The organism is Serratia sp. N21D137, from assembly GCF_047530005.1.
In the GTDB taxonomy this organism is placed as follows: domain Bacteria; phylum Pseudomonadota; class Gammaproteobacteria; order Enterobacterales; family Enterobacteriaceae; genus Chania; species Chania fonticola_B.
This window is the reverse complement of sequence record NZ_JBLJAJ010000017.1, coordinates 42635-56122: the sequence shown is the minus strand read 5'-3', so window position 1 is coordinate 56122 and position 13488 is coordinate 42635. Positions and strand designations below refer to the sequence as shown.

13 protein-coding genes are annotated in these 13488 nt (G+C 55.3%); 1 reads left to right on the top strand and 12 read right to left on the bottom strand.

The window, feature by feature from the left end:
* Positions 1 to 77: 77 nt before the first annotated feature.
* The 3 genes from ACMV5H_RS14735 to ACMV5H_RS14725 are packed head-to-tail and all read right to left on the bottom strand — an operon-like array spanning position 78 to position 3315.
* On the bottom strand, positions 78 to 1211 hold the full coding sequence (locus ACMV5H_RS14735) for an ABC transporter permease (RefSeq protein WP_059199548.1): 1134 nt from the start codon (positions 1209 to 1211) through the stop codon (positions 78 to 80).
* A complete protein-coding gene (locus ACMV5H_RS14730) occupies positions 1208 to 2362 on the bottom strand; it encodes an ABC transporter permease (protein ID WP_021807510.1) in 1155 nt (384 codons plus the stop codon). Before ACMV5H_RS14730 ends, ACMV5H_RS14735 begins: the two co-directional genes overlap by 4 nt.
* Positions 2344 to 3315, bottom strand: a complete 972-nt coding sequence (locus tag ACMV5H_RS14725) for an HlyD family secretion protein (protein ID WP_094981882.1) — start codon at positions 3313 to 3315, stop codon at positions 2344 to 2346. The genes ACMV5H_RS14730 and ACMV5H_RS14725 overlap by 19 nt, the downstream gene beginning before the upstream one ends.
* 203 nt (positions 3316 to 3518) lie before the next feature.
* On the opposite strand from ACMV5H_RS14725, the gene ACMV5H_RS14720 reads away from it, so the two are divergent.
* Positions 3519 to 4544, top strand: a complete 1026-nt coding sequence (locus ACMV5H_RS14720; protein ID WP_414822029.1) for a luciferase-like monooxygenase — start codon at positions 3519 to 3521, stop codon at positions 4542 to 4544.
* A gap of 34 nt (positions 4545 to 4578) precedes the next feature.
* Here the strand turns inward: ACMV5H_RS14720 and yedF are convergent, their stop codons facing one another.
* The 9 genes from yedF to rbfA all read right to left on the bottom strand — a co-directional run bounded on the left by yedF (position 4579) and on the right by rbfA (position 13429).
* Positions 4579 to 4818, bottom strand: a complete 240-nt coding sequence (gene yedF / locus ACMV5H_RS14715) for a sulfurtransferase-like selenium metabolism protein YedF (RefSeq protein ID WP_021179059.1) — start codon at positions 4816 to 4818, stop codon at positions 4579 to 4581.
* On the bottom strand, positions 4815 to 6029 hold the full coding sequence (yedE, locus tag ACMV5H_RS14710; RefSeq protein WP_021807513.1) for a selenium metabolism membrane protein YedE/FdhT: 1215 nt from the start codon (positions 6027 to 6029) through the stop codon (positions 4815 to 4817). Before yedE ends, yedF begins: the two co-directional genes overlap by 4 nt.
* A gap of 139 nt (positions 6030 to 6168) precedes the next feature.
* Positions 6169 to 8127 carry a DEAD/DEAH family ATP-dependent RNA helicase gene (locus ACMV5H_RS14705; RefSeq protein WP_024483375.1) on the bottom strand — a complete coding sequence of 653 codons (1959 nt, stop codon included), beginning with the start codon at positions 8125 to 8127 and terminating at the stop codon, positions 6169 to 6171.
* A complete protein-coding gene (gene yrbN / locus ACMV5H_RS14700; protein ID WP_223499600.1) occupies positions 8117 to 8191 on the bottom strand; it encodes a protein YrbN in 75 nt (24 codons plus the stop codon). Before yrbN ends, ACMV5H_RS14705 begins: the two co-directional genes overlap by 11 nt.
* A 123-nt stretch (positions 8192 to 8314) precedes the next feature.
* The gene (gene nlpI, locus ACMV5H_RS14695; RefSeq protein WP_021179056.1) at positions 8315 to 9199 is read right to left on the bottom strand and encodes a lipoprotein NlpI; all 885 of its coding nucleotides are present in this window, start codon (positions 9197 to 9199) and stop codon (positions 8315 to 8317) included.
* Between the two features lie 129 nt (positions 9200 to 9328).
* Entirely contained in the window at positions 9329 to 11449 is a 2121-nt protein-coding gene (pnp, locus tag ACMV5H_RS14690; protein ID WP_021179055.1) for a polyribonucleotide nucleotidyltransferase, read from the bottom strand.
* Positions 11450 to 11689: 240 nt separating this feature from the next.
* Positions 11690 to 11959: a 30S ribosomal protein S15 gene (gene rpsO, locus ACMV5H_RS14685; protein WP_010279698.1), complete on the bottom strand. Its 270-nt coding sequence runs from the start codon at positions 11957 to 11959 to the stop codon at positions 11690 to 11692.
* A 115-nt stretch (positions 11960 to 12074) separates the two neighbouring features.
* On the bottom strand, positions 12075 to 13019 hold the full coding sequence (gene truB, locus ACMV5H_RS14680) for a tRNA pseudouridine(55) synthase TruB (protein ID WP_021807515.1): 945 nt from the start codon (positions 13017 to 13019) through the stop codon (positions 12075 to 12077).
* Positions 13019 to 13429, bottom strand: a complete 411-nt coding sequence (gene rbfA, locus ACMV5H_RS14675; RefSeq protein WP_021179053.1) for a 30S ribosome-binding factor RbfA — start codon at positions 13427 to 13429, stop codon at positions 13019 to 13021. The genes truB and rbfA overlap by 1 nt, the downstream gene beginning before the upstream one ends.
* Positions 13430 to 13488 lie beyond the last annotated feature (59 nt).

The following is a 13488-nucleotide window of genomic DNA, read 5'->3' as shown; positions in this document are numbered from 1 at the left end:
CTTAGGGAGAGGGAACCAGTCCAGAGCCGCGGTTAGGTACAGGAGCCGATTTGTAGCACGTTAAAATCTCTCTACACTCAGCGTTTACGAAATAGATTGCGCAGCCCCACGCGGTTACGCACGGCTCCAACGCCAATACCAATCAGCGTATAAATCGCCCCCAATAGCAGCAGCATGGCCACGTCCCCGCCGACATCACGCAGCGATAGCCCCATCTGATTCACGCCAGCAATGGCTTTGGTCGCCCAGGTTGAGGGGATCATCGATGAAATCGCCCTGACCCACTGCGGCATCGCTTGCAGCGGCCAGATGGTGCCAGAAAGGTAAAACACCGGGGTGGTGATAAACGACAGCGTCAGGTAGATCATTTCCACGCTGCGCAAGCATTCGGTCACCAGCTTGCCTAACCCAAGCACCGCTAGCAGGAACGGGAAGGTCAGCAGCAAGATCTCGGGGATCGTCGCAGTCTGTCGATAGCCCAAAACCCAGGGCCACAGCACAAATAACACAATCGACAGGAACAGCCAGATCGGCAACAGGGCCGATAGCCCCCCCAGATAAACAGGAAGCGACGGCTTGCCGCCCGGCGTTCCTTTCAACACAATGCTGACGCGCACGCAGGCAATCAACAGCGAGTGCTGCAATAACATCACTAACAACCCTGGGAAGATAATCGCCGCAAAACTGATACCGGGGTTGAATACGTCCAGCGTTTGGCTCTGGATCGGCATCATGATCACCTGAGCCTGCCGTTCGCTGAACCCACTTCGCATCAACAGTGAGGTGTTGTACTGGCCGAGCAACTGCTGGTAAGCAGCCACCACGTCCTGCTGGATCTGGCCGTTTGCCAGCCGGTTGGTGGCATCACCGAACACCGGGATCTCAATGTTTTTGCCATTGAGGATCTTCTTCTCCAGATCCACCGGCATGATGATCACTGCAAACAGTTTGCGCCAACCCAGATCGCGTTTTGCCTCGTCCAAGCTGTCGTAAGTTTGGATGGCGATCTTCGGGGTGGCATCCAACTGGCGGATAAGCTGGCGGCTGGCGGTGCTGTGATCCTGATCGATCACTGCCACCGGTAGATCCCACACCGTGCGGTTGGCATAAACCGTGCTCATGATGCACAACGACAGGATCAACATTAGCCACATCGGCCGTTCCAACATGCTCGTCAATACTTTGCGGAAGGTGAGCCAATAGCTTTTCATCCCACCGTCTCCTCTTTTGCCAGCCGCTTCAGCAGCCGGTTACGCACCAACAGTGCGGTCACCAACGGGTAGACAATCAGCAGCGCACATACGCTGAGGATGGCGCTGGCGGGCACCTGACGCAGGAAGACGTCGAACATGGCGTACAGCGCGTGGGTAAGAGGCTCGATATTGGAGATGATGCGTGCGGGTAGCGGCATGGAAAGCTCGGGTACTGCCATGCCAGAGAAAGTCAGTGCAATACTCACCAACATGCCAATCAGGGTGTAGGCGGTAATGGCGCTGCCGGTAAAGGTGTAGAGCAACAGGCCGATGCTTTGTGCCGCCATCACGTAGAAGAAGCCAATCATCAGCATAAACAGCGGGTTGCCGCTGACGCGAGCGTCAAAAATGCCCACCAACGCAGCAATCTCAACCATCAGCAAAGTGGTAAAGCACAGGGTGTAAGGGGCCAGTTTCCCCAGCAGGGCCAGGCTAAAGGGCTTGGCTTTCAGCAAGGACTTGCTGCGCGCCATCACGTAAATCATGCAGGTAACCACAAACAGCTGCAGCATATGAATGGTAGCGGCAAACTGCTGATAATAGATATAGCTGCCACTGGCATTGAACAGGCTGCCGTAGTTGAGGGTGACATCCGCCAGCGGCGGCAGCGACTTGCCCATGGCCCCGGCAATGATCGAGCGGTAATTGGCGTTGGCCTCGGCCATCAGGCCGCTGAAATCCTGAGTAGAATACAGCCCGGCACCGTAAAACAGCGCGTTGTAATACAGCACCACGCTCGGCTGATTGCCCGCCAGCGCGTCCGCCTCAAAATCGGCCGGGATAGACAGCAAAGCATAATCCTGCGCGCTACGCAGACGGCGCAACGACTCATCAAGACCGCCGTCATAGGCTTGCACATGGGCATGAGAACCCGCATCCAGCTTGCGGATCAGATTTTTGGATAGCGGGCTGTGATCGTTATCCACCACCGAGACCGGCAGATCGAGCAAGGTCCCTTCCGAGAAGTTACTGCTGATCAGGCCAAACAGGATCAACGGGAAGATCCACCCCAGCCAGTGCACCACCGGCCGGCGAAAAGCGATGCGGCACTCGTTGCTGAACGCGTGGCTGAAGCAGCGCCAACCTGCCCTTACTCTTTCCATTGCCATAAGGTGCTCATCCCTGGGCGCAGGCCATCTATCGGCTGCGACGGATACAAACGAACTTCAAAGGTTTTCAGATCAAAGTCACCGGTGGCTCGCGTGGCACGCTTGGTAGCGTAATCCCCCAACGGGGCGATATAGCGCACTTCTGCCTCGATCGTTTGGTCTTTCAACGCTGGGACGCGCAACTGGACCTTATCCCCCTTGCGGACATGCGCCAGAATATCTTCCCGCAGGTTAAACACGAAATAGGCGTCCGGTACGCGGATCAACGTCATCAACGGGCTGGAGGCGTTGAGCAGCTCACCGACTTCAGCCGGGATCGGCCCCACTTCGCCATCAACCGGAGCTTTAACCAGTAGATCGTCGGTCTGGGCCTGAATTTCTAGCAGGTCTTGCTCGGAGGCCCGCAGGGCTGCTTCATATTTCTGCCGCAGTTCAATGCGATCGCCATTGATGCCTTCGTCCAAATTGGCTTTGGCGGCCTGCACCTGTTGATAGGCGGTATCACGCGCACGGCGTGAGCTGTCCAATTCAGATTTGGATACATAACCCTTGCTGGCAACGCTCAGGTTACGGTCGTAATCGTGTTGGGCATTCTGGTATTGCGCCTCGGCCTGTGCCAGATTGGCCCGCAGGTTACGGATGCTTTCTTCACGGGTGCCATGCAGCGATTGGTCCAACTGCGCTTGGGCCTCATCCTTTGACGCCTGCGCCGAACGTAGCTGGGCCATCAGTTCCGGGCTTTCCAGCCGCAGCAGCAATTGCCCGGTTTTCACATCGTCCCCGCGCTCTACCAGGCGCTCGATCACCCGGCCCTTGGCTTTGGAAGCGACGATCACTTCGGGGGCATCCACTTCGCCCTGCAACAACAAATCCTGATTATGCGCGCGAAATAGCACCGCCATGGCGATAGCTATCCCCATCAGCAGCAGGGTAAACAGCGTCTTCTTCTTCATTACTTCAGCCCCTTGAACATCAGCGTGCAAACAAAAACCATCATAGCTGTAAAAAAACCATTATTCTCATAAGGATATTGCGAGCACATATATCCCCTTTTATAACCGTATTTTCGATTATGCTTTTAACACAAAAAGCATAATCGCTTTTTTAGTTGCAGATCCCTGCAATCGCCCTTTAAGCGATCAACCTGATAAGCACAATGGACGATGAAATGACTGAACACACACGGGTACCGCTTTCGGTACTGGATTTATCCCCGATCCCTCAGGGAGCCAAGGCACGCGATGCGTTTCACTGCTCGCTGGATTTGGCGCAACATGCCGAAAAGTGGGGCTATCAGCGCTACTGGCTAGCGGAACACCACAATATGACTGGCATCGGCAGTGCCGCGACATCGGTATTACTGGGTTATTTAGCCTCCGGTACGCAGAGCATTCGCCTCGGTTCAGGTGGCGTGATGTTGCCAAACCATGCGCCGCTGGTGATCGCCGAACAGTTCGGCACCTTGGAATCTCTCTATCCTGGGCGTATCGATCTGGGGCTTGGCCGGGCACCGGGTACCGACCAACGCACCATGATGGCGCTGCGTCGCCACCTCTCTGGCGAGGTAGATAACTTCCCGCGTGACGTGCAGGAACTGCAACATTACTTTGGCGAAGTACAGCCGGGGCAAGCAGTGCAGGCCGTACCGGGCCAAGGGTTACATGTGCCAATCTGGCTGTTGGGGTCCAGCCTGTACAGTGCGCAGTTGGCGGCACAGCTCGGCTTGCCGTTTGCCTTCGCCTCGCACTTTGCGCCAGATATGCTGTTCCAGGCACTGAATGTGTACCGCGAGAACTTTACGCCGTCTGAGCAGTGCCAGCAGCCGCACGCGATGGTGTGTGTCAACGTGGTCGCCGCAGACAGCGATCAAAACGCCCGTTTCCTGTTCACTTCCATGCAGCAGCAGTTTATCAACCTGCGCCGTGGCTCACCAGGCCCACTGCCACCGCCGGTCGATAATATCCACGCGCTGTGGACAGCAGGCGAGCAGTATGGCGTCGATCAGGCACTGCGCATGTCGATCGTCGGTAGCGAAATCACCATCCGCCATGGCCTGCAAAGCCTGCTGCGTGAAACCGGTGCGGATGAGATCATGGTTAACGGCCAGATTTTCGATCATCAGGCGCGTTTACGGTCGTTTGAGATTGTTACCGGGGTGAAAGGCGACTTAGTGAAGGGATGAATGATAAGGGCACCATAATGGTGCCCTTGTTCGATTAACGCTGGATGAGGTAACGAATGGTTGGCCCATCCTGCTGAATATCCAGCACCTTGTAGCCGTGGTTACGGGCATCGAGTGGAATATTATTGATTGACTGCGGGCAGTCGCTGATCACTTCCAGTATTTCGCCCGGTTTCAGCTGCGGCATAGCCTCTAACGTAGCCACCGCCGGATAAGGACAAGGCTCTCCCACCATATCCAACCGGTAATCCGGCACGATCTCGGTCTGTTTCATGCTTCACTCCTTAAATTCACCACCTGCGCATCTGGCTTGGCGCGGAAAAAGCGTTTCTCCCACCACAGCATCGCGGCAAAGGCTATGGCCAGCAGCAGATAGGTCACCAGCAGGCCGCCGATCGGCCCGAAGGTATCCAGCAGGTTAATCTTGTCGTAGTTGGTCGCCAGGGCTGGCGCCAGATCGTCCCAGTAGTAGGCTAACAGCGTGGCGCCGATAATGTTGCCCAACCCCACCCACCAGTAATGGACCTGGCCTTCTACCGCACGATACATCCAGCCGGTTTCGCAGCCGCCCGCCAGCACAATACCGAAGCCAAACAGCAGGCCGCCCAGTACCGCATTGGGCCCTGCCCACATGATCTTCGGCGAGACGCCCAATTGCACATAGCTGAAGATGCCGATGGCGCTGACCGCCATGCCGATAATAATCGCTTTGGCCATATGCGTACGGCCAGTGATCCACAGATCGCGGAACGCTGAGGTAAAGCAGATCTGCGCCCGTTCAATCAGCAGACCAAAACCGATACCAAACAGCATGGCAATGCCGAGTTTCGGCGCATCAAACAGCGTCCATAATGACCAGGCCACCGTAAGGCAGAAAATCACCATCCCCAAACGGAAACGACGGCGTGCCTGCTCGGGTTTTTGCGTCAACGGCGAGGCCGCTTTCACTCTTTGCAGCTTGACCGGAATACGGAACATCGGCAGCAAGGTGAATTTGGCACCGAAGTAAGAACCGGCCGCCGTTGCCAGCGCAAAAAACCAGGCATGCAGCGAGAACTGTGGAATACCGGTAAAGAAGGCCGCCAGGTTACACCCCATCGCCAAACGCGCGCCAAAACCGGCAATAATGCCGCCCAGCAACGCCTGTGCAATGCGGATACGGTGTTGTGGCATACGTAATTTGATGTTGTTGGCCCACAGCGCGGCGGCGATACAACCCGCAAACATACCGATTATCATGCGCCCATCGATACGATCGAGTGGTGTGCCCTGTAGGCCGATCACCTTAAAGTAGCCCCACTGCTCGGGGTGGAAACCCAACCACTGCAAGATATGGCCGCCCCAGCGGGTAAATTCACCGGTGACCGCCCAGAAGGTGCCGGTCATGCCGAAATAATAGGTCGAGAGGATCCCGGCTGCGATCACCGCCGGTAAAGGCGCCCAAAAGCGCACCAGGTATTGAGATTTGAATTGTTGCCAGTTCACGGCAGCTCCTGTGCATCCGTAAGATAAACCTTGCGAATGATACGCCCTTTAGCGGTATTAACTGAGATGCCAGGCAAAAAAAAACCAGTCCGAAGACTGGTTTCTTAAGCTGATTAACCGTATACGGTCAAATCAACGGTTATGCATCACCGAAACGGCGACGTGGTGCGGCAGGAGCTGCTGCATCGTCACGGCGTGGTGCTGGCTTGTCACGGTTGAAGTTACCGCCACGGCGTTCGCCACCGGCAGCATTACCGCCTTCACGACGCTCACCGAAAGAACGGCGTGGTGCTGGTGCACCTTCGCGACGCTCGCCGTTGAATGGACGGGCACCGCCACGGCGCTCACCACCGTTACCACCGGCAGGACGCTCACGACGCTCATGCGGCTGTGCGTCGCCCAGCAGTTGCATGTTCATCGGCTTGTTCAGAATGCGGGTGCGAGTGAAGTGATTCAGGATCTCGCCCGGCATGCCTTTTGGCAGCTCGATGGTGGAGTGGGAAGCAAACAGCTTGATGTTACCGATGTAACGGCTGCTGATGTCACCTTCGTTAGCGATCGCGCCAACGATATGACGAACTTCCACGCCGTCATCACGGCCAACTTCAATGCGGTACAGCTGCATTTCACCCACGTCACGGCGTTCGCGACGTGGACGCTCAGCGCCACCATCACGGCTGTCTGGACGTGCATCACGACGACGGTCGTTGCTACGCTCGCCACCGCGATCATCACGGTCGTTGAACTCACGACGTTGACGCGGTTTGAACACTGGATCGGGTGGCAGGATCAGAGGACGTTCGCCCTGCGCCATTTTCAGCAGTGCAGCGGCCAGAGTTTCCATATCCAGATCTTCACCCGGTTGCAGCTTAGCCAGCAGCGCACGGTACATATCCAGATCGCTGCTTTCCAGTTGCTGCTGAACTTTAGCGGCAAACTTGGCCAGGCGGCGCTCACCCAGCAGATCTGCGTTTGGCAGCTCGACTTCAGGGATGGTCAGCTTCATGGTGCGTTCGATGTTACGCAGCAGGCGGCGTTCGCGGTTTTCTACGAACAGCAGTGCGCGACCAGCACGGCCCGCACGACCGGTACGGCCGATACGGTGAACGTAAGACTCTGAATCCATAGGGATATCATAGTTTACTACCAGACTGATACGCTCAACGTCCAGACCACGAGCGGCAACGTCGGTGGCGATCAGAATATCCAGACGGCCACTTTTCAGACGCTCCAGGGTCTGCTCACGCAGCGCCTGGTTCATATCACCGTTCAGTGCGGCGCTGTTGTAACCGCTGCGCTCCAGCGCTTCAGCCACTTCCAGGGTCGCATTTTTGGTACGTACGAAGATGATCGCCGCGTCAAAATCTTCCGCTTCCAGGAAACGCACCAGCGCTTCGTTTTTACGCATGCCCTGCACGGTCCAGTAGCTCTGGCTGATGTCTGGACGAGTAGTGATGCTGGACTGAATGCGCACTTCCTGTGGATCTTTCATGAAGCGACGGGTAATACGACGGATCGCTTCCGGCATGGTCGCAGAGAACAGCGCGGTCTGATGTTCAGCCGGGATCTCCGCCATGATGGTTTCTACGTCTTCGATAAAGCCCATGCGCAGCATTTCGTCGGCTTCGTCCAGAACCAGGCCTTTCAGGCCAGAAAGGTTCAGGGTGCCACGTTTCAGGTGATCCAGCAGACGGCCTGGGGTCCCTACTACGATTTGCGGGCCCTGGCGCAGAGCGCGCAGCTGCACGTCATAACGTTGGCCACCGTACAGGGCCACCACGTTAACGCCATGCATGTGCTTGGAGAAATCGGTCATGGCTTCAGCTACCTGAACCGCCAGTTCGCGGGTTGGAGCCAGTACCAGGATTTGTGGTGCTTTCAGGGCTGCATCGAGGTTGTGCAGCAGGGGCAGCGAGAACGCCGCAGTTTTACCACTACCGGTCTGCGCCATGCCCAGCACGTCGCGACCGTTCAACAGGTGAGGAATACACTCAGCCTGGATCGGTGATGGTTTTTCGTAGCCCAGATCGGTCAGGGCAGCAATGATCGGAGCAGACAGCCCCAGGTCAGCAAAAGAGGTTTCAAGCTCAGTAGTCATGTACACGTGCCTCATTAATAATGGCAGCCAGTCTACATAACTCGTCGAGAAAATTTTCAGTCATTTTCATTGAAAAGTGTGAACCGGCTCAAATTAGATTATAAAACAGACAAAAAAGCCCTCGCCCGTCAAGGCGATTACTTTGGTCAAAAAACCAATGTAAATCAGGCTGATAAGTGTCCGTCAGCTATTGCTGGTCCGATTCCGATAGGTCGTCTTGTTCTTGGCCCAACAGCGCCAATTCCAACAATGCATAGCGGTGCTCAACAAAGTTATGAACGTTGTTAGCCACCGTCAGTTTGAACAGCGCCGAAGCGGTGTCCTTGTCCCCCAGACTTAGGTAGTGCTTACCTAAATAGAAGTCAGTTTCACTGAGATGCTCAGCGAGCGAAGTGTTATCCGTTGCATCTGCCTTGAGGCGTTCCATCAGCGTTTTTTCGCTGATTTTGCCCAGGTAGAATTCGACAATATTCCATCCCCATTGCCCTCTGTCCGATTTGTCATAACGCTGCTGGAGCGATACGGTAGCCATCTTGGGATCGATTTCTCTCTCCACCAGATAAAGCCACAGCGAACGGAAGGGATCGTTTGGGTCGTCTTGATAAAACGCCTGCAGATCATCCTGCGCCAACGGGAAGCGGCCGCCATAATACAGTGCGATGCCCCGGTTTAAACGCGCGTAATTGTAAGTTGGATCAAGCTCTAGTACAGAATCAAACGCTTCATAGGCAGCATCAAAATTGCCTGCCTGCGTTAAGTAAATGCCCAGGTAGTTGAAAACTTCTGGCATATCAGGACGTATCGCTAGCGCTTGTGAAAAATCATTGCGCGCTAGAGCACGTAAACCAAGGCTATCATACAGCACACCGCGCTCATATAAAAGCTGTGCTCGCTCATCGTCCGTTAATGCCCGGCTGGCAAGGATTTGTTCCATGCGCGCCAGGATCACTTCCTGCTGCAGCGTAGGCTGCAACGGAATAGCCAGAACTTCGTCTTTACGCCAATCATGGTTGCTGCATCCTGCCAGCAATAGTGCTGTCGCAACGTAACACCAGCGCAAGAAAGGCTTCATTTCCCACTCCCGAAGACAAACATTGGATGAACGTCCTGTCCTCCGCTTGCTAATACGCGAGTATCCTACCCACGCGATAAGGACAGCCCCCAACCCTAACGGCAGGGAGCTGTAAAACTGCTGATACAGTTATTCTGCTTCTGGTGCAGGAGCCGCAGCGGATTCTGGCGCTGTAGCTTCTTTGATGCTCAGACGCACACGGCCCTGGCGATCAACTTCCATTACCTTAACCGGTACTTCCTGACCCATCTGCAGATAGTCGGTCACTTTCTCAACGCGCTTGTCGGCGATTTGAGAGATGTGCACCAGGCCTTCTTTACCGCCGCCGATGGCCACGAAGGCACCAAAATCAACGATACGGGTCACTTTACCCTGATACACACGGCCAACTTCGATCTCAGCGGTGATCTCTTCGATGCGGCGGATAGCGAACTTCGCTTTGTCGCCGTCGGTTGCAGCAATCTTCACTGTACCGTCATCTTCAATTTCGATGGTGGTGCCAGTTTCTTCGGTCAACGCACGGATGACTGAGCCACCTTTACCGATCACATCTTTGATCTTGTCTGGATTGATCTTGATGGTGTGAATACGCGGTGCGAACTCAGAGATATCGCCACGCGGCGTGCTGATAGCCTGTTCCATCACGCCCAGAATGTGCAGACGCGCACCCTTGGCCTGGTTCAGAGCCACCTGCATGATTTCGCGGGTGATACCTTCAATTTTAATGTCCATCTGCAGCGCGGTGATACCCTCGCGGCTACCGGCCACTTTGAAGTCCATGTCGCCCAGGTGATCTTCGTCACCCAGAATATCTGACAGTACGACAAAGTTTTCTTCTTCTTTCACCAGGCCCATTGCGATACCCGCAACGGCGGCCTTGATTGGCACACCTGCGTCCATCAGTGCCAGAGAAGCACCACAAACGGAAGCCATTGAAGAAGAACCGTTGGATTCTGTGATTTCAGACACCACACGTACGGTGTACGGGAAATCTTCTGGTTTAGGCATCATAGCTAAAACGCCACGTTTTGCCAGACGACCATGGCCGATTTCACGACGCTTCGGTGAACCTACCATGCCGGTTTCACCAACAGAGTACGGAGGGAAGTTGTAGTGGAACAGGAAGCTGTCGGTTTTCTCGCCCATCAGCTCGTCGATGTTCTGTGCGTCACGCGCGGTACCCAGAGTGGCGGTAACCAGCGCCTGAGTTTCACCACGGGTGAACAGTGCGGAACCGTGGGTACGTGGCAGAACGCCAGTGCGCACGTCCAGACCACGGATCATGTCTTTCTCACGGCCATCGATACGCGGCTCGCCACGCAGCACACGGCTACGTACGACGTTTTTCTCAACGGTGCCGAGGATGTCCTGAATTTCAGACGCGTCCAGAGTTTCGTCTTGCGCCAGCAGAGTTTCCACTACGCTGTCTTTGATCGCATCAACCTGAGCGTAACGCTCTTGTTTTTCGGTGATGTGGTAAGCATCGCCCAGACGGCTTTCAGCCAGCTCAGCTACGCGCGCATGCAGCGCTTCGTTAACTGCAGGTGCCTGCCAATCCCACTTCGGCTTGCCAGCTTCGGCAACCAGAGCGTTAATGTTTTCGATAACGATTTGCTGTTGGTCATGGCCAAACACGACTGCGCCCAGCATCTGATCTTCGCTCAGCACGTCAGCTTCGGATTCCACCATCAGTACTGCACCAGCGGTACCGGCAACCACCAGGTCCAGACGGCTTTCTTTCAGCTCATCGGTAGTTGGGTTCAGTACGTACTGATCGTTGATGTAACCCACGCGTGCAGCACCGATTGGGCCATTGAACGGAATACCGGACAGGCTCAGGGCAGCAGAGGCACCGATCATCGCTACGATGTCTGGGTTCACCTGTGGGTTCACGGAAACCACGGTAGCGATCACTTGCACTTCGTTCAGGAAGCTATCTGGGAACAGTGGGCGGATCGGACGGTCGATCAGACGGGAAGTCAGGGTTTCGCCTTCGCTCGGACGGCCTTCACGACGGAAGAAGCTACCCGGGATACGGCCAGCAGCGTAGGTACGCTCCTGATAGTTCACGGTCAGAGGGAAGAAGCTCTGGCCTGGTTTGGCTTTCTTCTGGCCTACTACGGTGACGAATACTGCAGTGTCATCCATGCTCACCATCACGGCGGCAGTGGCTTGACGTGCCATCATACCGGTCTCAAGCGTCACGGTGTGTTGGCCATACTGGAATTTGCGAATAATCGGAGTCAGCAAAATTTAATCCTTAATTGGGGGCGCGCAATCGTTCTTCGACTCGACACGCCTGTGGTTCACTGACCTTCTCACTACATCCTCGCGACTAATGACAATCCTTATCTCTCATGAGATAAAGCCTCTCATTAGCCGCGCGAACCTCTGTAACGGAAGATCCTCAGTAATACATTAACCTGATTTGCTTATGCTTCCTAGAAGAAAGGGGCCACATTTGGCCCCTTTCTCCTGAAACTTGCTCAATTAGCGACGCAGACCCAGACGCTCGATCAGGCTGGTGTAACGTGCTACATCTTTACGCTTCAGGTAGTCCAGCAGCTTACGACGCTGAGAAACCATACGCAGCAGACCACGACGGCTGTGGTGATCTTTTTTGTGCTCTGAGAAGTGGCCTTGCAGATGGTTGATCTGCGCAGTCAACAGGGCAACCTGAACTTCGGTAGAACCGCTGTCGTTAGTACCACGACCGAAGTCAGCTACGATTTTAGCTTTAGCTTCAACACTTAGAGACATTGTCATACTCCAAAATTATAGATAATAAATACAGGCGCCGATCTCTAATTCAGCAACCCAATGCATAAGCTGCGCCATTCTACTCTTAGCGCAGGGCGATCGCAAGGCGGGCAGGTCAGTCGAAATATTCGACAACCAGGCGGCGCGGTGCGACTCGGCCATCATCGGCAATCTCGCCAATGCCGATAAATTTACGTTCTTCGCCTTCGGTAATGCGCACCAGACCCGAGGCCGGGGCCCCTGCGGCCTGCACCGGCTGCCCCTGTTTGACGTAACCCGCTACCGCTGGCAGCAGGTTCACCTCAGGGAAGTCTTCGGCCGGGCTATCCATCGGCATCAGCAACGGATCGAGCAGTTCGCTCGGCGCGATACTCTGCTCCTGTGCCTGCTCCACTAACGCGTTCAGCTGTTCCAGCGTGACCATACGGGCGATCGGATACTTCGCCACTTGCAGGCGGCGCAGATAAATCACGTGTGCGCCACAGCCCAGCAACTCACCGAGGTCATCCGTGATAGTGCGGATGTAGGTGCCTTTTGAGCAGTGAATTTCCAGCTCAAGCTCATCCCCTTCCCAGCGGATAAACTGCAACTCATACACGGTTATGCTGCGTGCTTCACGCGGGACTTCGATACCCTGGCGAGCATACTCATACAGCTTTTTGCCCTGGTATTTCAGTGCGGAATACATCGAAGGCACCTGCTGGATGTTACCCCTGAAGGTGTCCAGCGCGGTATCGAGCTGCGCTTGGGTGAAGTTTACCGGGCGCTCCTGCACGATCTGACCATCGGCATCCGAGGTGTCCGTGCGCTGGCCCAAACGGGCAATCACGCGGTAACGCTTGTCGGAATCGAGCAGATATTGGGAGAATTTGGTGGCCTCACCCAGACAGATTGGCAGCATACCGGTCGCCAGTGGATCGAGCGCGCCAGTATGGCCCGCGCGGTTGGCATTATAGATACGCTTTACTTTTTGCAGGGCATCGTTAGACGACAGGCCCTGCGGTTTGTCCAGCAGCAGTACACCGTGAATGTCACGGCCGCGACGGCGAGGGCGACTCATTAAGCCTCCTCTTCATCGCCTGATGCATTGCGACGTTCGGCATCGTTCTTCACTACGTTGGTCACCAGGTTGGACATACGCATGCCTTCAACCAGTGAGTTGTCGTAGGAGAAGGTCAGTTCCGGCACTACGCGCAGGCGCATCGCTTTGCCCAGCAGCGTACGGATATAGCCAGAGGCATCCTGCAACGCTTTAATGCCGTTGGTCACCAGATCCGGATCGTGGTTTTCGGTCAGCACGTTCAGGAAGGTGACGTAAACTTTGGCGTAAGCCAGATCGCGAGACACTTCAACACCTGAAACGGTAGCCATGCCGACACGCGGATCTTTGACTTCACGCTGCAAGATCATCGCAATCTCTTTTTGCATTTCTTGTGCCACGCGTTGACCGCGGCTGAATTCTTTTGCCATTTGGAAACCCTCCAGACAAATCGGGGGGCACAAGGCCCCCCTAAAAACAGATTTAAGCG